Annotated in this window: 15 protein-coding genes; all 15 read right to left on the reverse strand. The window is 70.1% G+C overall.

Annotated features, from left to right (window positions below; all coding sequences use genetic code 11):
* Positions 1-129 precede the first annotated feature (129 nt).
* Positions 130-498 (reverse strand): RNA polymerase-binding protein RbpA, encoded by a 369-nt coding sequence (locus tag I8920_RS08335; protein WP_198655935.1) that lies wholly within the window; start codon positions 496-498, stop codon positions 130-132.
* Positions 499-500: 2 nt separating this feature from the next.
* Complete coding sequence (gene secG / locus I8920_RS08340; RefSeq protein ID WP_058727797.1) at positions 501-752, reverse strand: preprotein translocase subunit SecG; 252 nt, start codon at positions 750-752, stop codon at positions 501-503.
* A gap of 83 nt (positions 753-835) precedes the next feature.
* Entirely contained in the window at positions 836-1,615 is a 780-nt protein-coding gene (tpiA, locus tag I8920_RS08345) for a triose-phosphate isomerase (protein WP_198655936.1), read from the reverse strand.
* A complete protein-coding gene (locus I8920_RS08350; RefSeq protein ID WP_198655937.1) occupies positions 1,612-2,829 on the reverse strand; it encodes a phosphoglycerate kinase in 1,218 nt (405 codons plus the stop codon). The genes tpiA and I8920_RS08350 overlap by 4 nt, the downstream gene beginning before the upstream one ends.
* 4 nt (positions 2,830-2,833) lie before the next feature.
* Positions 2,834-3,838: a type I glyceraldehyde-3-phosphate dehydrogenase gene (gene gap, locus I8920_RS08355; RefSeq protein ID WP_198655938.1), complete on the reverse strand. Its 1,005-nt coding sequence runs from the start codon at positions 3,836-3,838 to the stop codon at positions 2,834-2,836.
* A gap of 256 nt (positions 3,839-4,094) precedes the next feature.
* Positions 4,095-5,075, reverse strand: coding sequence for a DNA-binding protein WhiA (gene whiA / locus I8920_RS08360; protein ID WP_198655939.1), 981 nt, complete (start codon positions 5,073-5,075; stop codon positions 4,095-4,097).
* 75 nt (positions 5,076-5,150) lie between these two features.
* Positions 5,151-6,050, reverse strand: coding sequence for an RNase adapter RapZ (gene rapZ, locus I8920_RS08365; RefSeq protein ID WP_198655940.1), 900 nt, complete (start codon positions 6,048-6,050; stop codon positions 5,151-5,153).
* Positions 6,051-6,153: 103 nt separating this feature from the next.
* Positions 6,154-8,289, reverse strand: coding sequence for an excinuclease ABC subunit UvrC (uvrC, locus tag I8920_RS08370; protein ID WP_198655941.1), 2,136 nt, complete (start codon positions 8,287-8,289; stop codon positions 6,154-6,156).
* Complete coding sequence (uvrA, locus tag I8920_RS08375; RefSeq protein WP_232832698.1) at positions 8,290-11,307, reverse strand: excinuclease ABC subunit UvrA; 3,018 nt, start codon at positions 11,305-11,307, stop codon at positions 8,290-8,292. It lies immediately after the preceding gene.
* Between the two features lie 48 nt (positions 11,308-11,355).
* Positions 11,356-12,273 carry an SDR family NAD(P)-dependent oxidoreductase gene (locus tag I8920_RS08380; RefSeq protein ID WP_198655942.1) on the reverse strand — a complete coding sequence of 306 codons (918 nt, stop codon included), beginning with the start codon at positions 12,271-12,273 and terminating at the stop codon, positions 11,356-11,358.
* Positions 12,263-14,335, reverse strand: a complete 2,073-nt coding sequence (gene uvrB / locus I8920_RS08385; RefSeq protein WP_269802241.1) for an excinuclease ABC subunit UvrB — start codon at positions 14,333-14,335, stop codon at positions 12,263-12,265. Before uvrB ends, I8920_RS08380 begins: the two co-directional genes overlap by 11 nt.
* Before the next feature lie 22 nt (positions 14,336-14,357).
* Positions 14,358-15,008 (reverse strand): dephospho-CoA kinase, encoded by a 651-nt coding sequence (coaE, locus tag I8920_RS08390; RefSeq protein ID WP_198655944.1) that lies wholly within the window; start codon positions 15,006-15,008, stop codon positions 14,358-14,360.
* Between the two features lie 91 nt (positions 15,009-15,099).
* Positions 15,100-16,566 (reverse strand): 30S ribosomal protein S1, encoded by a 1,467-nt coding sequence (gene rpsA / locus I8920_RS08395; RefSeq protein WP_198655945.1) that lies wholly within the window; start codon positions 16,564-16,566, stop codon positions 15,100-15,102.
* A 169-nt stretch (positions 16,567-16,735) separates the two neighbouring features.
* On the reverse strand, positions 16,736-18,415 hold the full coding sequence (locus tag I8920_RS08400; RefSeq protein ID WP_198655946.1) for a DUF885 domain-containing protein: 1,680 nt from the start codon (positions 18,413-18,415) through the stop codon (positions 16,736-16,738).
* Between the two features lie 123 nt (positions 18,416-18,538).
* Positions 18,539-21,208 carry a DNA polymerase I gene (gene polA, locus I8920_RS08405; protein ID WP_198655947.1) on the reverse strand — a complete coding sequence of 890 codons (2,670 nt, stop codon included), beginning with the start codon at positions 21,206-21,208 and terminating at the stop codon, positions 18,539-18,541.
* Between the last annotated feature and the right edge of the window lie 78 nt (positions 21,209-21,286).

The following is a 21,286-nucleotide window of genomic DNA, read 5'->3' on the forward strand; positions in this document are numbered from 1 at the left end:
GGCGCCAGGCAGGCGGCACGTCGTGACCGCTCGGCGATGCAGCACCGGGCGCGCCGCACCACTGGCCGCCGGACGCACGAAGGCCCCCGGACCGGATCGGTACGGGGGCCTTCGCTGCGTTCGTGGGCGCTACGCCTTCTTCGCCGCGGTGCCGCGACGCTCGCGGAGCTGCTGGAGCGCGTCCTCGAGGAGCTGCGCTGCCTCTTCCTCGGTACGCCGTTCCTTCACGTACGCCAGATGGGTCTTGTAGGGCTCGGTCTTGGAGACCACCGGCGGGTTCTCCTTGTCGCGCCCTGCGGGGAGACCGCTGGACGGCGAGTCGACCGTCTCGGGGATCTCCTCTTCCGGCAGGTTCGCCGCGAAGTACCGCACGACCTCGTTGCCGAGGGCGTCCCAGTAGGAGATCGCCACGCGCTCGGCCTGGACCCCGCGGTCCTGCTCGCCCATGGGGCCTGCGCCGACGCGCGACCCTCGGATTGCACTGCCTCCGGTTGCCATGGTCAGCTCCCCGCCGTGAACTTGTTGATGAGACCGAGCACGATGATCGACACGATCCAGACCAGACCGAGGATCACCGTGATGCGGTTGAGGTTGCGCTCGGCGACGCCGGACGCCCCGAGGTTGCTCGTCACACCGCCGCCGAACATGTCGGACAGGCCGCCACCGCGGCCCTTGTGCAGCAGGATGAGGAGCGTGAGCAGGAGGCTCGTGATTGCGAGCAGGACCTGCAGCACGACGGAGAGTATCGCCACGACGTACCTTTCGTGTCAGTCAGCCGTACCAGTGTACCGGCCGCGCAGCGCACGGCCGGTACCCGGACGGGAGTGGTGCGGAACTACAGCCCGACGTGCTGGCGGAACCGGGCGATCGCCGCGAACTCCTGCACGTCGAGGGACGCGCCGCCCACCAGGGCGCCGTCGACGTCCGGCTCGCGGAGGAACCCGGCGATGTTGCCGGACTTGACCGAGCCGCCGTACAGCACGCGGGTGTCCGCTGCTGCCTGGTCACCCCAGGCAGCCGCGATGCCGCGACGGATCGCGGCGCACTCGTCCTGCGCTTGCTCGGCGCTGGCGGCCTGACCGGAACCGATCGCCCAGACCGGCTCGTACGCGACGACGATCTCGGACGGCTGCACCGCGTCGAGCACGACGCGGAGCTGCTCCACCGGCACGACACCGGCACCGCGCTCCTCGCGCTGCGCACCGGTCTCGCCGACGCACACGATCGGCACGAGCCCGTGCTTGACTGCAGCAGCCGTCTTCGCCGCGACGACCTCGTCGGTCTCACCGTGCAGCGTGCGCCGCTCGGAGTGGCCGACGATGACGTACTGCGCGTCGAGCGCGGACAGGAAGGCGCCGGAGACGTCACCGGTGTAGGCACCGGAGTCGTACTGCGACAGGTCCTGCGCGCCGAAGTGGATCGGCAGCTTGTCGGCCGAGATGAGCGTCTGCACACTGCGGAGGTCGGTGAACGGCGGGAACACCGCGACCTCGACGTCGTCGAAGTCGTGCCGGGCGTCCTTGAGGGTCCACGCGAGCTTCTGCACGGTGGCGATGGCCTGGAGGTGGTCCAGGTTCATCTTCCAGTTGCCCGCGATCAACGGCGTCCGGGTCATGCTGTCCACCCCAGTGCTTCGAGACCGGGCAGCGACTTGCCCTCGAGGAACTCGAGGCTCGCACCGCCACCGGTCGAGATGTGCCCGAACCGGTCGTCCGAGAAGCCCAGCGAGCGCACCGCGGCAGCGGAGTCGCCACCGCCGACGACGCCAAGGCCGTCGACGTCGGTGAGCGCCTGCGCGACCGTCTTCGTGCCGGCGGCGAAGGCCGGGAACTCGAACACGCCCATCGGGCCGTTCCAGAACACCGTCTTCGAGCCGGACACCGCCGACGCGAAGCGCGACGCCGTCTCCGGACCGATGTCGAGGCCGATGCCGTCCGCCCCGAAGGAGGACGACTCGATCGCGTCGGCAGCGACCGTCTCGTGCGAGGCGTCGGCCGAGAAGCCGGACGCCACGACGACGTCGGTCGGCAGGTCGATCGTCACGCCGAGCTCCTGCGCCCGCGACAGGTACTCGCGGACGACGTCGAGCTGGTCCTGCTCGAGCAGCGACTTCGCGACCCCGTGGCCCTGGGCCGCGAGGAAGGTGAAGAGCATGCCGCCACCGATGCAGAGCGTGTCGACCTTCGGCAGGATGTGGTCGATCACCCCGAGCTTGTCGCTGACCTTCGAACCGCCGAGCACCACCGTGTAGGGGCGCTCGGGGTCCTTCGTCAGGCGCTCGAGCACGCGGAGCTCGGTCTCGATGAGCGAGCCGGCCGCACTGGGCAGCGCGGCCGCGAGCTCGTAGACCGAGGCCTGCTTGCGGTGCACGACGCCGAAGCCGTCGGAGACGAAGGCGTCCCCGAGGGCGGCGATCCGCTCCGCGAACGCACGGCGCTCGTCGGCGTCCTTCGAGGTCTCCTCCGGGTTGAAGCGGAGGTTCTCGAGCAGCAGGACGTCGCCGTCCCCGAGGGCCTCGGCGGCCGCGGTCGCTTCGTCACCGACGGTCTCGCCGACGAACGTGACCTCCTTGCCGAGCAGCTCGGAGAGCCGCTGCGCCACGGGGGCGAGCGAGTACTCCGGGGCGGGCGAACCGTCCGGGCGCCCGAGGTGCGAGACCACGATGACGCGGGCCCCGGCGTTCACCAGCGTGTTCAGGGTGCCGAGCGACGCCCGCACGCGGCCGTCGTCCGTGATCGTGCCGTCCTTGAGCGGGACGTTCAGGTCACAACGGACGACGACGCGCTTGCCGGCGAGGTCGCCGAGGTCCTCGAGGGTGCGGAGAGCCATGCGCTTAGAGACGCTCGCCCACGTACTCGGTCAGGTCGACGAGACGGTTCGAGTAGCCCCACTCGTTGTCGTACCACGAGGTGATCTTCACGAGGCCGCCGATGACCTTGGTCAGGCCGGAGTCGTAGATCGAGGAGTGCGGGTCCGTGGTGATGTCGGTCGACACCAGCGGGTCCTCGCTGTAGAGCAGGATGCCCTTGAGCGGGCCCTCGGCGGCCTCCTTGTAGGCGGCGTTGATCTCGTCGACGGTGACCTCGGACTTGGTCTCGAGGGTCAGGTCGGTGATCGAGCCGGTGGGGACCGGCACGCGCAGCGCGAAGCCGTCGAGCTTGCCGGCGAGCTCCGGGAGCACGAGGCCGATGGCCTTCGCGGCACCGGTCGAGGTCGGCACGATGTTCAGGGCCGCGGCGCGGGCACGACGGGGGTCCTTGTGCGGGCCGTCCTGCAGGTTCTGGTCGGCGGTGTAAGCGTGCACCGTCGTCATGAGGCCACGCTCGATGCCGAACTTGTCGTGGAACACCTTGGCGAGCGGCGCGAGGCTGTTCGTGGTGCAGGACGCGTTCGAGATGATGTGGTGGTTCGCCGGGTCGTACTCGCCCTCGTTCACGCCGAGCACGATGGTGACGTCGTCACCCGAGGCCGGCGCGGAGATGATGACCTTCTTGGCACCGGCGTCGATGTGCTTCTGCGCGTCCTCGGCCTTGGTGAAGAAGCCGGTCGACTCGATGACGATGTCGACGCCCAGCTCGCCCCAGGGGAGGTTGGCGGGGTCGCGCTCGGCGAGGACCTTGATGGCCTTGCCGTCGACGACGATGTTGTCACCGTCGAGCTCGACCGTGGCGGGCAGCTTGCCCGTGATGGAGTCGTACTTGAGCAGGTTGGCGAGCGACGCGTTGTCGGTGAGGTCGTTCACCGCCACGATCTCGAGGTCGGAGCCCTTCGCGAGGGCGGCCCGGAAGAAGTTACGGCCGATACGGCCGAAGCCGTTGATACCGATCTTGACGGTCAATGGATCTCCTGATGGGTGTGGAGCGCCCGGGGGGCGCTGCTTTCGGAGTCGCGCACCCTGGCGGGCCCGCGTGTGGTGGACGATACGCCCCGTAACGTCGCCGTAACGACCCTAGCAGTCGGACACTGCGCGACCGCGCTGGATGACGGTCCGTCCGGACGGTCGCGACCGGCGCCCTGGACGCACCGGGGAACGGACGGGAGGCGCGGTGCCAACTGGCACCGCGCCTCCCGTCCGCAGGGTCGACCGACCCGACTCAGGCCCCTTCGAGCTCCTCCGGGACGCTCGCCTCGGTGCCCGGGATGCCGAGGTCCGACGCCTTCTTGTCGGCCATCGCGAGCAGGCGACGGATGCGCCCGGCGATGGCGTCCTTCGTCATGGGCGGCTCCGCGTGCTGGCCGAGCTCGTCGAGCGAGGCGTCGCGGTGCTGCAGGCGCAGCGAGCCGGCGTACTGCAGGTGGTCCGGGACCTCGTCGCCGAGGATCTCGAGCGCACGCTCGACGCGGGCGCAGGCGGCGACGGCGGCCTGGGCGGAGCGACGGAGGTTCGCGTCGTCGAAGTTGACCAGGCGGTTCGCGGTCGCACGGACCTCGCGGCGCTGGCGCATCTCCTCCCAGTCGGCGGTGGTGCGGGCGGCTCCCATGACGGTGAGCATCTGGCCGATCGCCTCGCCGTCCCGGATGACGACGCGGTGCACCCCGCGGACCTCGCGGCCCTTCGCGGCCACGCCGAGACGCGACGCGGCGCCGACGAGCGCCATCGCGGCCTCGTTGCCGGGGCAGGTGACCTCGAGCGCGGCGGCCCGACCCGGGTCGGTCAGGGTCCCCGAGGCGAGGAACGCGCCACGCCAGATCGCGGCGAGGTCCTCGCGGTTGCCGGTGGTGAGCCGGTTCGGCAGCCCGCGCACCGGACGACGACGGGCGTCCATCAGCCCGGTCTGGCGTGCGAGGGTCTCCCCCGCCTCGAGCACGCGGACCAGGTAGCGGGTGCCACGACGAGCGGACGCGGACGACCCCACCGACGCCTCGCTCCGGACGCCGTACAGCTCGGCGAGGTCCTTGCGCACCCGGTGCACGATGATCCGGGTGTCGAGCTCGACCTCGACCGCGATGCGGCCCGAGATGACGTGCAGACCACCCGCGAACCGGAGGATCGTGGCCAGTTCGGCGGCGCGGACCGTGTTGCGGTTCACGGCGACCCTGGCCAGTTCGTCCTTGACCTCGGCAGTCAACGGCACAGCATCATTCCTAACGTTCATCTGGTGGTTCCCGCAGATCCGGCGGCACGGGCGTGGGAGCGGCCGGAGGGACGGTCACTCCCGGCCGAGATCTCGGTTCTTCACACGCACGGCGACGCCTGGCATCCCGCGGAGGAGGTTCGCCAACTCGGCGACGATGGCGACCGAGCGGTGCTTGCCGCCGGTACAGCCGATGGCGATCGTAGCGTGTCTTTTGTTCTCGCGCTGGTACCCCTCGAAGACCGGCTCGAGCACGGAGGCGTACCGGTCGACGAACGGACGCGCCCCCGCCTGAGCGAGCACGTAGTCGGAGACGGGCTGGTCGAGCCCCGTGTGCGGGCGGAGTTCCGGCACCCAGTAGGGGTTCGGGATGAACCGGACGTCGGCCACCATGTCGGCGTCGGCCGGCAGTCCGTACTTGAACCCGAAGCTCATCAGCGTGACCTGGACACCGACGAAGTGGTCGTCGGCGAACTGCTCCGTCACGGAGTTCGCGAGTTGGTGGATGTTCAGGTCCGATGTGTCGATCACCATGTCGGACGCCTCGCGCAGACCGGCCAGGCGGTCACGTTCGCGGGCGATCCCGTCGAGCAGGGTGTCCTCGCCCTGCAGCGGGTGCGGACGGCGCACCTGCTCGAACCGGCGGACCAGCACGGCGTCGGTCGCCTCGAGGAACAGCACGCGGACGCGTGCCGAGGTGCTCGAGCGGACCTGCTCGACCGCCTGCTCGGGGTCGGTGAAGAAGCGACCGCCCCGCACGTCCACCACGGTCGCGATCTTCGGGATCTTCTCACCCGCGCGCTCGGCGAGCTCCGTGAGCGGCGCGAGCATCTGCGTCGGCAGGTTGTCGACGACGTACCAGCCGAGGTCCTCGAGCGCCTTGCCGACGGTGGACCGGCCGGCACCGGACATGCCGGTGACGATGAGGATGTCGTGCTGCGACGCGTGGCTGGTCGCTGGGGCGCTGTCGGTCATCTGGGAGTGGGCTCCGTCGTGGCGGCCCGGGCGCGTCGCCCGGGGAGGTCTCGGCTGCCGGACCAGGCTACCGCCCGGTCCCGGTCGGGAGGCACGGCGCCCGTCACGACGGCCGCTGCGGACCGTCGGCGGTCACCTCGGGGACCCGCACCGGGCCTCCGGGGCGGGTGGCGGTGGCGGGGTCCGCGCCGCTTGCGGGTCCGGTCTCGGTCCCGGTTCCGGTCTCGGTCCCGGGTCCGGTCTCGGTTCCGGGTCCGGTCTCGGCGATGGCGTCGTCGTCCGGTTCGGGGGCGCTCGAGGCGCTGGTGGCCGGTGCGCTCGTCGGGGTCTGAGCGAGCTTCGCGACGACCGCCGCAGCGGTCGCCGGGCCGACGCCGTTCACCTCGGCGATCTCCTCTGCGGTGGCCTCGCGCAGCCGCGCGACCGAGCCGAAGTGCTTCAGCAGCGCGTTGACCCGGGTGGGGCCGAGTCCGGGGATCTCGGACAGCCGGGAACGGACGTCGCGCTTGCGGCGGGTGCGCTGGTGCGTGATGGCGAACCGGTGCGCCTCGTCACGGATGCGCTGGATCAGGAACAGCGCCTCGGAGTTGCGCGGCAGGATGACCGGGAAGTCGTCGTCGGGCAGCCAGAGCTCCTCCAGCCGCTTGGCGATGCCGACGAGGGCGATGTCGCGCACCCCGGCCTCGTCCATCGCACGCTTCGCGGCCTGGACCTGCGGTTGACCGCCGTCCACGATGAGCAGCTGTGGGCGGTAGGCGAACCGCTTCGTGGGCTTCGACCCCTCGACGACCTCGTCCGTGGTGACGTCGGGGACGTCCGGCAGCTCGGCGTCCTCGTCCAGCCGGGCCAGCCGCCGCGTGAGCACCTGGTGCATGCTGTCGGTGTCGTCGGTCGTCTCGGCGATCGTGTAGCGGCGGTACTGGTCCTTGCGCGGCAGGCCGTCCTCGAACACGACCATCGACGCCACGACGTTCGTCCCCTGCAGGTGCGAGATGTCGTAGCACTCCATGCGGAGCGGCGCCTCGGTCATGCCGAGGGCGTCCTGGATGTCGGCCAGTGCCGCGGCACGCGTCGTGTAGTCGGCGGAGCGCTTCGTCTTGTAGAGCATGAGCGCCTGGGCCGCGTTCTGCGCCGCCGTCCGCGCCAGACCCGCGCGGTCGCCGCGCTGCGCGGTGCTGAGCTTCGTCCCGCGACCCCCGCGGCGTTCGCTGAGCCACTGCTGCAGCGCCTCGGCGTCGTCGGGCAGGGTCGGCACGACGATCTCACGGGGAGGTTCCTCGGACACGGCCGCCGGCGTGAGCTCGGAGTCGGCGTAGACGCCCTGCACGATCTGCTCGACCAGGTCGCCGGTGGCGATGTCGAGCTCCTTGTCGACCACCCAGCCCCGCACACCGCGGATGCGACCGCCGCGCACCGAGAACAGCTGCACGGCGGCGGCGAGCTCGTCCTCGGCGATGCCGAACAGGTCGAGGTCGACCGAGTCCCGGAGCACCACGGCGGACTTCTCGAGCACGGCTTCGAGCGCCTCGACTTGGTCACGGTACTTCGCGGCCTGCTCGTACTGCATGGCGTCGGCCGACGCGCCCATGCGCTGCCGGAGCTGCGTGATCACCCGGCGGTCGTACGAGCCCATGAAGCGCACGAACTCCTCGACGAGCGCGCGGTGCTCCTCGATCGTCACCTTCTGCGAGCAGGGACCGCCGCACTTGCCGATCTGGCCGGGGAAGCAGGGCTTGCCCGACTGCATCGCCTTCTTGTACGACGAGTCCGAGCAGGTGCGGATCGGGAACACCTTGATCATCAGGTCGATGGTGTCGTGCACCGCCCAGATCTTCGGGTACGGGCCGAAGTACTTCGCGCCCTTGATCCGACGGTTGCGCGTCACCATCACCCGCGGGGCCTCGTCGCCGAGGGTGATCGCCATGTACGGGTACGACTTGTCGTCGCGGAACTTGACGTTGAACGGCGGGTCGAACTCCTTGATCCAGGTGTACTCCAGCTGGAGCGCCTCGATCTCGGAGCCCACCGTCGTCCACTCGACGCTGCGCGCCGTCAGGACCATGCGGCGGGTGCGCTCGTGCAGTGTCGGCAGCGGGGCGAAGTAGTTGCTCAGCCGGGCGCGGAGGTTCTTCGCCTTCCCGACGTACAGCACCCGGCCGGCCTCGTCACGCCAGCGGTAGACGCCCGGGTCGGTCGGGATCTCCCCCGCCTTCGGCCGCCACGGAACGGTGTCCGCCACCTACCGAGCACCCGCCTTCTGCTTGCTCTTCTGGGTCGCCTTCCGGGCACCGACGGCCTGCTGCTTGCCGACCCGGGCGTCCTGCGCGTCGAAGATCTCCCGCAGGAAGACGCCGGTGTGGCTATCCGGAACGGTCGCGACGTGCTCGGGCGTGCCGGTCGCGAGCACGGTGCCGCCGCCGGAGCCGCCCTCGGGGCCCATGTCGATGAGCCAGTCGGCCGACTTGATCACGTCGAGGTTGTGCTCGATGGTGATGACGGTGTTGCCCTTGTCGACCAGGCTCTGCAGCACGAGGAGCAGCTTGCGGACGTCCTCGAAGTGCAGGCCCGTCGTCGGCTCGTCGAGCACGTAGACCGTGCGGCCGTTCGAGCGGCGCTGCAGTTCCGTGGCGAGCTTGACGCGCTGCGCCTCGCCACCGGACAGCGTGGTCGCGCTCTGACCGAGACGGACGTACCCGAGCCCCACGTCGACCAGGGTCGCCATGTAGCGGTGGATCGCCGAGATCGGCTCGAAGAACTCCGCCGCCTCGCTGATCGGCATGTCGAGGACCTCGGAGATGTTCTTGCCCTTGTAGTGCACCTGCAGGGTCTCGCGGTTGTACCGCGCACCGCCGCAGACCTCGCACGCGACGTACACGTCGGGCAGGAAGTTCATCTCGATCTTGATCGTGCCGTCACCCGCGCAGTTCTCGCAGCGGCCGCCCTTGACGTTGAAGCTGAAGCGTCCGGGCTGGTAGCCGCGGGTCTTCGCCTCCTGCGTCTCGGCGAACAGCTGGCGGATCCGGTCGAACACGCCCGTGTAGGTCGCCGGGTTCGACCGCGGCGTGCGCCCGATCGGTGCCTGGTCGACGTGCACGACCTTGTCGAGCTGGTCGAGGCCCTTGACGCGGGTGTGCTTGCCGGCGATGTGCCGGGCGCCGTTGAGCTGGTTCGCGAGCACCTTGTACAGGATGTCGTTCACCAGCGTCGACTTGCCCGAGCCGCTGACGCCGGTGACGGCGGTGAAGACCCCGAGCGGGAAGTCGGCGTCGATCGACTTGAGGTTGTTCGCCCGCGCACCCTGCACCGTGATGGCGCGCTTCAGGTTGACCGGGCGGCGCTCGGACGGCACCTCGATCGCCCGTCGGCCGGCGAGGTAGTCACCGGTGATCGACTCGCGGTTCTCGATGATGCCCTCGTAGGACCCGGAGTGCACGACGTTGCCGCCGTTCACACCGGCGCCCGGGCCGATGTCGACGACCCAGTCGGCCGTGCGGATCGTGTCCTCGTCGTGCTCGACGACGATGAGCGTGTTGCCGAGGTCCTTCAGCTTGACCAGGGTGTCGATCAGACGACGGTTGTCGCGCTGGTGCAGGCCGATGCTCGGCTCATCGAGGACGTAGAGCACGCCCGTCAGACCCGACCCGATCTGGGTCGCCAGGCGGATGCGCTGCGCCTCGCCACCGGACAGGCCGCCCGCCCCACGCGCCAGGGTCAGGTAGTTGAGCCCGACCTCGAGCAGGAACTCCAGGCGGGCGCGGATCTCCCGCAGGACCGCGGCCGCGATGTGCGCCTCGCGGTCGGTCAGCGTCAGCTCGTCCATGAACGCGTAGGCGTTGTCGAGCGACATGTCGGTGACGTCCGCGATGCTGCGGTCGTTCACCGTGACCGCGAGCACCTCGGGCTTGAGACGCGTGCCGTCGCACACCGGGCACGGGACCTCGCGCAGGTAGCCCTGGAACCGCTGCCGCTGCGAGTCCGACTCGGCCTCGGCGAACTTGCGCTCGATGTAGGGCATGACGCCCTCGAACCCGCTGGTGTACCGCATCTCGCGACCGAAGCGGTTGCGCCAGGACACCGAGACCTGGAAGTCCTTGCCGGTGAGGATCGCCGCCTGCACCGACGGGTCGAGCTGGTTCCACGGGGTGTCGAGCGAGAAGCCGAGCTCCTTGCCGAGGCCGCCGAGCAGCTTCTCGAAGTAGGAGTACAGGCCGCTCGTGCCCGTCCACGGCAGCAGCACGCCGCCGCGCAACGATGCCTCGGGATCGCCGAGGACCAGGTCGGGGTCGACCGACATGCGGGTACCGAGACCGGAGCACTCCGGGCACGCACCGAACGGCGCGTTGAACGAGAAGGTGCGCGGCTCGATCTCGGTGAGCGCGAGCGGGTGGTTGTTCGGGCACGACAGGTTCTCGGAGTAGGTCCGGACGGCGCCGGGCCCCTCGTGGTCGACCAGGTCGATGCCGACCGTGCCGTCGGTCAGCCGCAGTGCCGTCTCGAGCGAGTCGGTCAGGCGCCCGAGGATGTCTTCGCTCGCCACCAGACGGTCGACGATGACCGAGATGTCGTGCTTGACCTGCTTCTTCAGCTTGGGCGGGTCGCTGAGCTGGATGCGCTCCCCGTCGACGATCGCACGCGCGTACCCGGACGCCGCGAGCTCCTGGAAGAGGTCGACGAACTCGCCCTTCTTCTTCGAGACGACGGGGGCGAGCACCTGGAACCGCGTCCCGGTCTCGAACTGCATCAGCTGGTCGGCGATCTGCTGCACGCTCTGCTTGCTGATGACCTCGCCGCAGGTCGGGCAGTGCGGCACCCCGATGCGCGCCCAGAGCAGACGCATGTAGTCGTAGACCTCGGTGATCGTGCCCACCGTCGACCGCGGGTTGCGGTTCGTCGACTTCTGGTCGATCGAGACCGCGGGAGACAGTCCCTCGATGAAGTCGACGTCGGGGCGGTCGACCTGGCCGAGGAACTGGCGGGCGTACGCCGACAGCGACTCCACGTACCGGCGCTGGCCCTCGGCGAAGATCGTGTCGAACGCCAGCGAGGACTTGCCCGACCCGGAGAGGCCCGTGAACACGACGAGGGAGTCGCGCGGGATCTCGAGGTCGACGTCGCGGAGGTTGTGCACGCGGGCACCGCGGACGCTGAGCGTCGAGGTGCTGTGCGGCGCCGTCCCGCCGGGGATGTGGAGGTCAGCGGGCTCGCCGAAGGCGTTCCGGCCAGACGTCGAGGTACCGCGGTCAGAGGTGATGGTCATCACGGACGATTCTACGGAGCGGCACCGACATCCGTTCCGGATCGCGGCTCAGGCGAGTGCGTCGAGAGCGAACGCGACCCCCGAGGCGCGCTCGCTGGCGGCCCAGAGCTGCGCCGCCGCCGTGCGGTCGTGGGCCCAGGCCTCCGCGTGCACCCGGGCCGCGGGACCGCGGAGCTGCAACCGACCGGCCGGCCCCCAGTACTCCCCCGCCCGGACGTCCGCGCCGACCGCGGCGTGCACGAGCGGCTGCGCGCCGACGTCCTTGCCCTGGGCGACCAGCCGGTGCGCCGGTCGGATCCACGCCGGGTCGGGCCGCGTCGGGGCGATGTCCGGACGCGCGGGCGACAGGCGGTCGAGCGAGAGCCCGGGGTGCGCGACGACGCTCGTCACGGCCGACCCCGCGTCGGCGAGCCGCTGCGCGAGCTCGAAGCCGAAGAGCATCACCGCGAGCTTGCTCCGCGCGTACTGGCGGTGGTTCACGTAGTGGCCGTCCCCCAGTGGGTCGACCGGATCGAGCCGGACGAAGCGGTGGGCGATCGAGCCGAGGTGCACGACCCGGCCGCCCCGGCGCTCGAGCAGCGGCATCGCGAGCGCCGTCCACGCGAAGTGCCCGAGGTGGTTCGTCCCGATCTGCAGCTCCGTGCCCTGCGCGGTCGTCCGGCGGATCGGGGCGCCGACCACGCCGGCGTTGTTCAGGACGGCGTCGACGCCGTCCGGCTCGAGCGCCGCGAGCTCGTCGGCGGCGGAGCGGACGGAGCCGAGGTCGGCGAGGTCCAGGTGCACGTGCACGATCGACGCGTCGTCGACGAACCGCCGGATGCTCCGTTCTGCCGCCTCCGCGCGGCCGCGGTCACGAGTCGCGAGCACGACGCGGTGCCCCGCGGCCGCCAGTTGCTCCGCTGCGTGGTACCCCAGGCCGGCGCTCGCCCCGGTGACGACCACCGTGCGGCGGCCGTCAGCTGACATGCCCCGCGGACTCCATCTGCCGGAGCGCCTTCTTCAGGTCCTGCACCTCGTCGCGCAGTCGCGCGGCGAGCTCGAACTTCAGCTCTGCCGCCGCCTGCAGCATCTGGTCGTTGAGGTCGCCGATGGTGGCCTCGAGCTGGGTGGCACCCTCGCCCGCGATGCCGCCGCGGCGCAGGTTCGGCGTCGGCGAGCGTCGGCCGTCGGCCGCCGGTCGACCCTCGAGCAGGGCCTTGGTGTCGTCGTTCTCGCGCTGCAGGACCTCGGTGATGTCGGCGATCTTCTTGCGGAGCGGCTGCGGGTCGATGCCGCGCTCCAGGTTGTAGGCGACCTGCTTCTCGCGCCGTCGATCGGTCTCCTCGATCGCGACCTTCATCGAGTCGGTCATCTTGTCGGCGTACATGAGCACCTGACCCGAGACGTTGCGGGCCGCTCGACCGATGGTCTGGATCAGCGAGGTCGACGAGCGGAGGAAGCCCTCCTTGTCGGCGTCCAGGATCGCGACCAGGGAGACCTCGGGCAGGTCGAGGCCCTCGCGCAGCAGGTTGATGCCGACGAGGACGTCGTAGACGCCCTGCCGCAGCTCGGTCAGCAGCTCGACACGCTTCAGGGTGTCGACGTCCGAGTGCAGGTACCGCACACGCACGCCGGCGTTGCCGAGGAAGTCGGTGAGCTCCTCGGCCATGCGCTTGGTGAGGGTCGTGACGAGCACGCGCTCGTCCTTCTCGACGCGCTGCGTGATCTCCTCGAGCAGGTCGTCGATCTGCCCGTCGCTCGGCTTGACGACGATCTCCGGGTCGATCAGGCCGGTCGGGCGGATGATCTGCTCGACGACGCTGTCCGTGACCCCGAGCTCGTACCGGCCCGGCGTTGCCGACAGGTAGACCTTCTGCCCGACGCGCTCGAGGAACTCCTCCCACTTGAGCGGGCGGTTGTCCATCGCACTCGGCAGCCGGAAGCCGTGCTCGACCAGCGTGCGCTTGCGCGACGCGTCGCCCTCGTACATGGCGCCGATCTGCGGCACCGTGACGTGCGACTCGTCGATGACGATGAGGAAGTCGTCCGGGAAGTAGTCGATGAGGCAGTGCGGGGCCTCACCCGGCCCGCGACCGTCCATGTGCCGCGAGTAGTTCTCGATGCCGGAGCAGAACCCGATCTGCTCCATCATCTCGATGTCGAACGTCGTGCGCATGCGCAGGCGCTGGGCCTCGAGCAGCTTGCCCTGCCCCTCGAGCTCGGCGAGCCGCTCGGCCAGTTCCTCCTTGATGCTGCCGATGGCACGGTGCATCACGTCGGTGTCGGCGACGTAGTGCGACGCCGGGAAGATCGACACGGCCGGCAGGTCGTCGATCACGTTGCCGGTGAGGGGGTGCAGCGACGAGAGCGCTTCGATCTCGTCACCGAACATCTCGATGCGGATCGCGTGCTCTTCGTACATCGGGATGATCTCGATGGTGTCGCCGCGCACACGGAAGGTGCCCCGGGCGAAGTCGACGTCGTTGCGCTGGTACTGCATGGCGACGAACTTACGGACGAGCTGGTCGCGCGAGATGGTCTGCCCGACGTGCAGTGCGACCGAGGCGTTCATGTACTGCTCTGGCGTACCGAGGCCGTAGATGCAGGACACGGTGGAGACCACCACGGTGTCGCGACGGCTGAGCAGGGAGTTCGTCGTCGAGTGCCGCAGCCGCTCGACCTCGGCGTTGACCGAGGAGTCCTTCTCGATGAAGGTGTCCGTCTGCGGCACGTACGCCTCGGGCTGGTAGTAGTCGTAGTACGAGACGAAGTACTCGACCGCGTTGTTCGGCATCAGGCCGCGGAACTCGTTCGCCAGCTGCGCCGCGAGGGTCTTGTTGTGGGCGAGCACGAGCGTCGGCCGCTGCACCTGCTCGATGAGCCACGCCGTCGTCGCCGACTTGCCGGTACCGGTCGCACCGAGCAGCACGACGTCGGTCTCACCGGCGTTGATCCGCCCGGCGAGTTCCGCGATGGCCGCGGGCTGGTCGCCACTCGGCGAGTACTCGCTGATGACCTCGAACGGACGCACCGCTCGGGTCGGTTCGATCGCAACACCCATGGTGTCAACGCTAGTCGGAGCCCCTGACACCCGGGGCCGTGCTCGCCGTCGGCGTACCGTCCGCCGCGATGCGCGACCACACCTCGTCGGCAGACCGCACCGTCTGGTCGAGGGTGCCCGTCGCGTCGACCACGTGGTCGGCGAGGGCCATGCGCTCGGCGTCGCTCGCCTGCGCGGCCACGCGCCGTTCCGCTTCCTCGCGGGCCATGCCGCGGTGTGCCACCAGCCGCTCGACGCGCTGCGAAGCCGGCGCGTCCACGACCACGACGGCGTCGAAGCGCAGGGGCCGCGCGCCACGCGCCTCCGCGAGCAGCGGGACGTCGTAGACGACCACGGCGTCCGGGTCGTCCGCCTCGGCCGCGTCGAACGCCTGCTGGGCGAGCCGCCACACCTCCGGGTGGGTGATCGCCTCGAGGTCCCTGCGCGCCGCCGGGTCGGCGAACACGATCGCACCGAGCGCCGGGCGGTCGAGCGACCCGTCCGCTGCGATCACCGACGGGCCGAAGCGCGCTGCGACCTGCTCGAGGCCGGAGCTCCCGACAGCCACCGCGTCGCGCGCCAGGCGATCCGCGTCGACCACCACCGCGCCGTGCTCCGTCCACCGCCGCGAGACCGTCGACTTGCCCGCGGCGATGCCGCCCGTGAGACCGATGATGCGCACGACGACAGGCTAGCGACCGCGACCCGGGAACGCCGGAAGCCCGGCACCCCGTTCAGGGGTGCCGGGCTTCCGGTCGGTGCGACCCGCTCGATCAGTTGGTCGAGCTGAGCTTCTCGCGGAGCGCCGCGAGCGAGGCGTCGTCGGCCAGGGGGCTCGCGCCACCCGTCTCGCCGGCGAACGACGAGGACGACGACGATGCGCTGGCCGGGAGGTCGAAGCCACCCTGCGCCTCGTCGGCGATGGTCTTCGCGACCTGCGCCTTGTGGGCTTCCCAACGCGCCTGGGCGGCCGCGTACTGGCCCTCCCACTCGGTGCGCTGGGTGTCGTAGCCCTCGAGCCACTCGTTGGTCTCCGGGTCGAAGCCCTCGGGGTACTTGTAGTCACCCTTGTCGTCGTACTCGGTCGGCATGCCGTAGAGCGCCGGGTCGAACTCGTCGCTCTCCGGGTCCACGCCCTCGTTCGCCTGCTTGAGGCTGAGCGAGATGCGACGACGGTCGAGGTCGATGTCGATGATCTTGACGAAGACCTCGTCGTTGACCGAGACGACCTGCTCGGCGAGCTCGACGTGCTTGTTCGACAGCTCCGAGATGTGCACGAGGCCCTCGATGCCGTCGGCGACACGGACGAAGGCACCGAACGGCACGAGCTTCGTGACCTTGCCCGGTGCGATCTGGCCGATCGCGTGGGTGCGGGCGAAGACCTGCCACGGGTCCTCCTGGGTCGCCTTGAGCGAGAGCGACACGCGCTCGCGGTCCAGGTCGACCTCGAGGATCTCGACGGTGACTTCCTGACCGACCTCGACGACCTCGCTGGCGTGCTCGATGTGCTTCCAGCTGAGCTCGGAGACGTGGACGAGGCCGTCGACGCCGCCGAGGTCCACGAACGCACCGAAGTTGACGATCGAGGAGACGATGCCCTTGCGGACCTGGCCCTTGTGCAGGTTGTTGAGGAACGTGGTCCGGGACTCGGACTGCGTCTGCTCGAGGAGCGCACGGCGCGACAGGACCACGTTGTTGCGGTTCTTGTCGAGCTCGAGGATCTTCGCCTCGATCTCCTGGCCGAGGTACGGCGTGAGGTCGCGGACACGGCGGAGCTCGATGAGCGACGCGGGGAGGAAGCCGCGGAGACCGATGTCGACGATGAGACCGCCCTTGACGACCTCGATGACCGTCCCGGTCACGACGCCGTCGGACTCCTTGATCTTCTCGACGTCGCCCCACGCACGCTCGTACTGCGCACGCTTCTTCGACAGGATGAGGCGACCTTCCTTGTCCTCCTTCTGGAGGACCAGGGCCTCGACCTCGTCGCCGACCTCGACGACCTCGTTGGGGTCGACGTCGTGCTTGATCGAGAGCTCGCGCGAGGGGATGACACCCTCGGTCTTGTACCCGACGTCGAGGAGGACCTCGTCGCGGTCGATCTTCACGACGGTGCCGGAGATGAGATCACCGTCGTTGAAGAACTTCAGGGTCTTCTCGACCTCGGCCAGGAAGTCATCAGCCGAACCGATGTCGTTGATGGCGACCTGCTTAGGAGCCTTGGTCGTAGTGGTTGTCATGTAGAGATTGCTCCGAACGGACATGAGTCGGGCCATGGCGTGCGGGGACTCGGCCCCCGTGGTGCACCGCCGTGGCGATTGATTGTGTGACGCGGTTTGCGCCGCACAAGTCTAACCGCACCGGCGGAGCCCCCACAACCGGGCGTGTCACCGGCGCGTCACCGGCAGATCAGCGCAGCAGCGCGCTCCGCAGGGTGTCGAGCCCGATGCTGCCGAGCGAGAGCGCCCGGTGGTGGAACGCCTTGAGGTCGAAGGCGGCACCCTCGCGCGCGGCGACCTCGTCGCGGATGGACTCCCACACCCGCTGGCCGACCTTGTACGACGGCGCCTGGCCCGGCCACCCGAAGTACCGGGCGACCTCGAACCGCACGAACGCGGGGTCCATGTTGACGTTCTGCCCCATGAAGTCGAGGGCGTACTCCCACGTCCACCCGCCGCCGTCCGGGTTGGTCTTCTGCAGGTGCACGCCGATGTCGAGCACCACGCGGGCGGCCCGCATCCGCTGGCCGTCGAGCATGCCGAGCCGGTCGCCGTCGTCGTCGAGGAACCCGAGCTGCTCCATCAGGCGCTCGGCGTACAGCGCCCACCCCTCGACGTGCCCGGACGAGCCGGACAGCTGCCGGCGCCACGTGTTCAGCTCACCGCGGTTGTAGACGCCCTGGCTGATCTGCAGGTGGTGTCCCGGCACACCCTCGTGGTAGACCGTGGTCTTCTCGCGCCAGGTGCCGAACTCCGTGACGCCCTCGGGCACCGACCACCACATGCGGCCGGCCCGCGAGAAGTCGTCCGAGGGGCCGCTGTAGTAGATGCCGCCCTCCTGCGTCGGGGCGATGCGGCACTCCAGCCGACGGATGGGCTCGGGGATGTCGAAGTACGTGCCGGCCATCGCGGCGATCGAGGCGTCGCTCGTCTCCTGCATCCAGCGCTGCAGGGCGTCGGTCCCGTGCAGCACGCGCGCCGGGTCGGTGTCGAGCACCTCGATCGCACGGGCCACGCTCGCGCCGGACTCGATGCGGTCGGCGATGCGCTCCTGCTCGTCCCGCATGCGGGCGAGCTCCTCGAGGCCCCACTCGTACGTCTCGTCGAGGTCCACGACCGCGCCGAGGAACCGGCGGGAGTGCAGCTCGTACGCCTCGCGGCCGACCGCGTCGACCGGGGTGGCGAGCGGCAGCAGCTCGTGCTCGAGGAACTGCCCGAGGCTCCGGTACGCGGCCGCGGCGACCTCGGCACCGCGGACCAGCTCGGTGCGCAGGGTGTCGGGGACCGGCGAGCCGTCGTCGAACGCGGCGCCGTCGGCGAGCCGGCGGAAGAACCCGTCCTCGGCGCCGTTGCGGGCGGCCTGCTCGGCGACCAGCGCGACCTGGCGCTTCGCCGGGGTGACGTCCTCGCGCGTGCCCTCGAGCAGGGTCTCGCGGATCCCCTCGATCGCGTCGGGGAGCGCGTGCAGTCGGCTCGCGATGTCCTGCCAGTCACCCTCGGTCGCGGTCGGCATCAGGTCGATGACCTCGCGCACCGACTGGGCCGGGCTCGCGATGACGTTGAGGTCACGGAGGTGCAGCCGGCGGTCGTACGACTCCTGCACCAGGTCGAGCTCGGCACCGAGGTCGGCCTTCGTGACCTCGTCCACCGCATCGGTGGCGGCCGCGGCGTCGAGCGCGCGCTTCGCCGCACGGGCGGCGTCGGCCACGGCAGCGGCGCCGGCCGGCGACGTGTCGCCGTACTCCCCCGTGCGCCCGGGCACCCCGATCGAGGAGGCGATCGTCGGGTCGAGGTCGACGAGGGTGGTCACCCAGTCCTCGGCGACCCGGTCGACGGCGGACGGCTGGCGGTCGGGACGCTGTTCGCTCATGCACCCGAGCCTAGCCACGCGTCGGGTCGCGGTGCAGGTCGCGGGAGCCGGCGGCCGGGAGGCGCGGTGCGGGCCCGCACCGCGCCTCCCGGCCGTCACCGGTCGCGTCGCGACCGGACGGGGTCAGTGTGCCGCGCTCTCCCAGTTCGGCCCGACGCCCACCGAGACGTCGAGCGGCACGCTGAGCTCGGCCGCGCTGCCCATGCGGGTCCGGAGGATCTCCTCGACGCGCTCCTGCTCGCCGGGCGCGACCTCGAGGATGAGCTCGTCGTGCACCTGGAGCAGCAGGTGCGACCGCAGGTCGCCCGTCTGCAGGTCGTCGGCCACCCCGAGCATCGCGATCTTCATGATGTCGGCGGCCGAGCCCTGGATCGGAGCGTTCAGCGCGGCCCGTTCGGCGTTCTCCCGCAGCACCCGGTTCGGGCTCTTCAGGTCGGGGAAGGGACGACGGCGACCGAAGATGGTCTCGGTGTAGCCGTCCTCGCGCGCCTGCTCCACGACGTTGCGCAGGTAGTCGCGGACCGCACCGAAGCGGGCGAAGTACTCGGTCATCAGCGTGCGCGCCTCGGACTGCTCGATCCGCAGCTGCTTCGACAGGCCGAAGGCGCTCAGGCCGTAGGCCAGGCCGTACGACATCGCCTTCACCTTGGTGCGCATCTCGTTCGAGACGTCGGCGGGGTCGACACCGAAGACGCGCGCGCCGACGAACCGGTGCAGGTCCTCGCCCTCGTTGAAGGCCTGGATCAGTCCGGGGTCGCCGGAGAGGTGCGCCATGATGCGCATCTCGATCTGCGAGTAGTCGGCGGTGACGAGCGTCGTGTAGGGCTCAGCGACGGCGAACGCCGAGCGGATGCGTCGGCCGACGGCGGTCTTCACCGGGATGTTCTGCAGGTTCGGGTCGGTGGACGAGACGCGTCCGGTGCTCGTGCCGGTCTGCTCGTAGCGGGTGTGGATGCGCCCGTCGACCACGGCGGCGTCGAGCGTGTCGACGATCTGGCGGAGCTTCGTGGCGTCGCGGTGCTGCAGCAGGAGGCCGAGGAACGGGTGCGGGTGCTGCTCCTGCAGGTCGGCGAGGCTCGCGGCGTCGGTCGAGAAACCGGTCTTGGTCTTGCGGGTCTTCGGCATCGCCAGCTCGGTGAACAGGACCTCCTGCAGCTGCTTCGGGGAGCCGAGGTTGACCTCGTGCCCGATCTCGGCGAAGGCCTGCTGTGCCAGTTCGGCGGCGCGCTCCCCCAGCTCCTTCGACAGGCCGGTGAGCACGGGGCGGTCGATCCCGACACCGATGGTCTCCATGCCGGCGAGCACCGAGACCAGCGGCAGCTCGATGTCGTCCAGGACCTGCAGCGAGGACTCGTCGATCCGGGCGCGCAGGGCCGTCGTCACCCGCAGCACGAACCACGCGTGCACCCCGACGTTGACCGGGTCGGTCTCGGGGACGAGCTGGTTCGGGTCGGCCGTCGGCAGTTCCTCGCCGAGCTCCTGGTAGACGAGGTCGGCGAGGGGCTGCCCCTGCTTGCCGGGGTTGGCGAGCCAGCCCATGATCCGGGCGTCACCGGCGACACCGTTCACCGTGATGCCGACCGAACCGAGCGCCTTGATCGCGGCCTTGGCGTCGTGGAAGTGCTTCGGGGCGTCCGAGGCGAACCACGCCGTCAGCTGCTCGTAGTCCTTCGCACCGCTGCCGCCGGGCACGAGCACCGCGTCGTCGTGCGTCGCGATGCCGATCGCGCTGAGCCGACCGTCGATCACCTCGACCGCGACGCCGTAGCCGTTCGCTGCCTCGGTCGCGTTGCGGCGCTCGAGCCAGTAGCCGAGCTCCTCGTCGATCAGGGTCTTGACCGGCGGCGGGGTCGGCGCACCGCTGTCGACGGAGCCCTCGGCGGGGGCGTCGGACGGCTCACCGGTGCCGGCGACCTTGAACACGCGGTCGAGCAGCGTGCGGAACTGCAGCTTGGCGAACAGCTCGCGGACCGCGGTCTCGTCGAGGGGACGGAGCGCGACGTCGGCGGGGCCGACGGGCAGCTCGACGTCGGTGACGAGCCGGTTGAGCTTGCGGTTCCGGACCGCCCGGTCGCGCTGCTCGCGCAGGTTGTTGCCGACGACGCCCTTGATCTCGTCGGCGTGCTCGAGGACGCCGTCGAGCGATCCGTACTGGGTGACCCACTTCACGGCGGTCTTCTCGCCGACCTTGTCGATGCCGATCAGGTTGTCGCTCGTCTCGCCCACGAGCGCCGCGATGTCCGGGTACTGGTGGGGCTCGATGCCGTACCGCTCGTACACCTTGTCGCGGTCGTAGCGGGTGAGCTCGGAGACGCCGCGGACGGACGGGTACAGCAGGGTGACGTCGTCGTTGACGAGCTGGATCGAGTCACGGTCGCCGGAGACCACGTACACCTGGAAGCCCTGCTCCGCGCCCTGCTTCGAGAGGGTCGCGAGGATGTCGTCGGCCTCGTAGTCCTCCTTCGTGACGGTGGTGATGCCCATCGCCTCGAGCGCCTGCTGCAGCAGCGGGATCTGCCCCTTGAACTCGGCGGGGGTCTCGGAGCGCGTGCCCTTGTAGGCCTCGTACTCGCGGGTGCGGAACGAGAACCGCGAGATGTCGAAGGCCACCGCCAGGTGGGTCGGCTTCTCGCGCTGGAGCAGCATGAGCAGCATCGAGATGAAGCCGTGGATGGCGTTCGTGTGCTGCCCGTCGCGGTTCACGAAGCTGTCGACCGGCAGCGCGTAGAACGCCCGGAAGGCGAGCGAGTGGCCGTCGATGACCATGAGGGTAGGCTTTGCGGAGTCCGACACCCGGACAGCCTACCGACGCCATCCGACACGGGAGTCCTGCGCGCGTGACCGACGAAGCGACCACCACGACCGCGGTCG

Source organism: Curtobacterium sp. YC1 (genome assembly GCF_016267665.1).
In the GTDB taxonomy this organism is placed as follows: Bacteria; Actinomycetota; Actinomycetes; order Actinomycetales; family Microbacteriaceae; genus Curtobacterium.

Bases quoted from the DNA above. Each gene is read 5' to 3' on its own strand.
- rapZ (WP_198655940.1), bottom strand. From the start codon at position 6,050: ATGACCGACAGCGCCCCAGCGACCAGCCACGCGTCGCAGCACGACATC.
- rpsA (WP_198655945.1), bottom strand. From the start codon at position 16,566: ATGACAACCACTACGACCAAGGCTCCTAAGCAGGTCGCCATCAACGAC.
- I8920_RS08350 (WP_198655937.1), bottom strand. From the start codon at position 2,829: ATGGCTCTCCGCACCCTCGAGGACCTCGGCGACCTCGCCGGCAAGCGC.
- uvrA (WP_232832698.1), bottom strand. From the start codon at position 11,307: ATGACCATCACCTCTGACCGCGGTACCTCGACGTCTGGCCGGAACGCC.
- I8920_RS08335 (WP_198655935.1), bottom strand. From the start codon at position 498: ATGGCAACCGGAGGCAGTGCAATCCGAGGGTCGCGCGTCGGCGCAGGC.
- tpiA (WP_198655936.1), bottom strand. From the start codon at position 1,615: ATGACCCGGACGCCGTTGATCGCGGGCAACTGGAAGATGAACCTGGAC.
- I8920_RS08400 (WP_198655946.1), bottom strand. From the start codon at position 18,415: ATGAGCGAACAGCGTCCCGACCGCCAGCCGTCCGCCGTCGACCGGGTC.
- I8920_RS08380 (WP_198655942.1), bottom strand. From the start codon at position 12,273: ATGTCAGCTGACGGCCGCCGCACGGTGGTCGTCACCGGGGCGAGCGCC.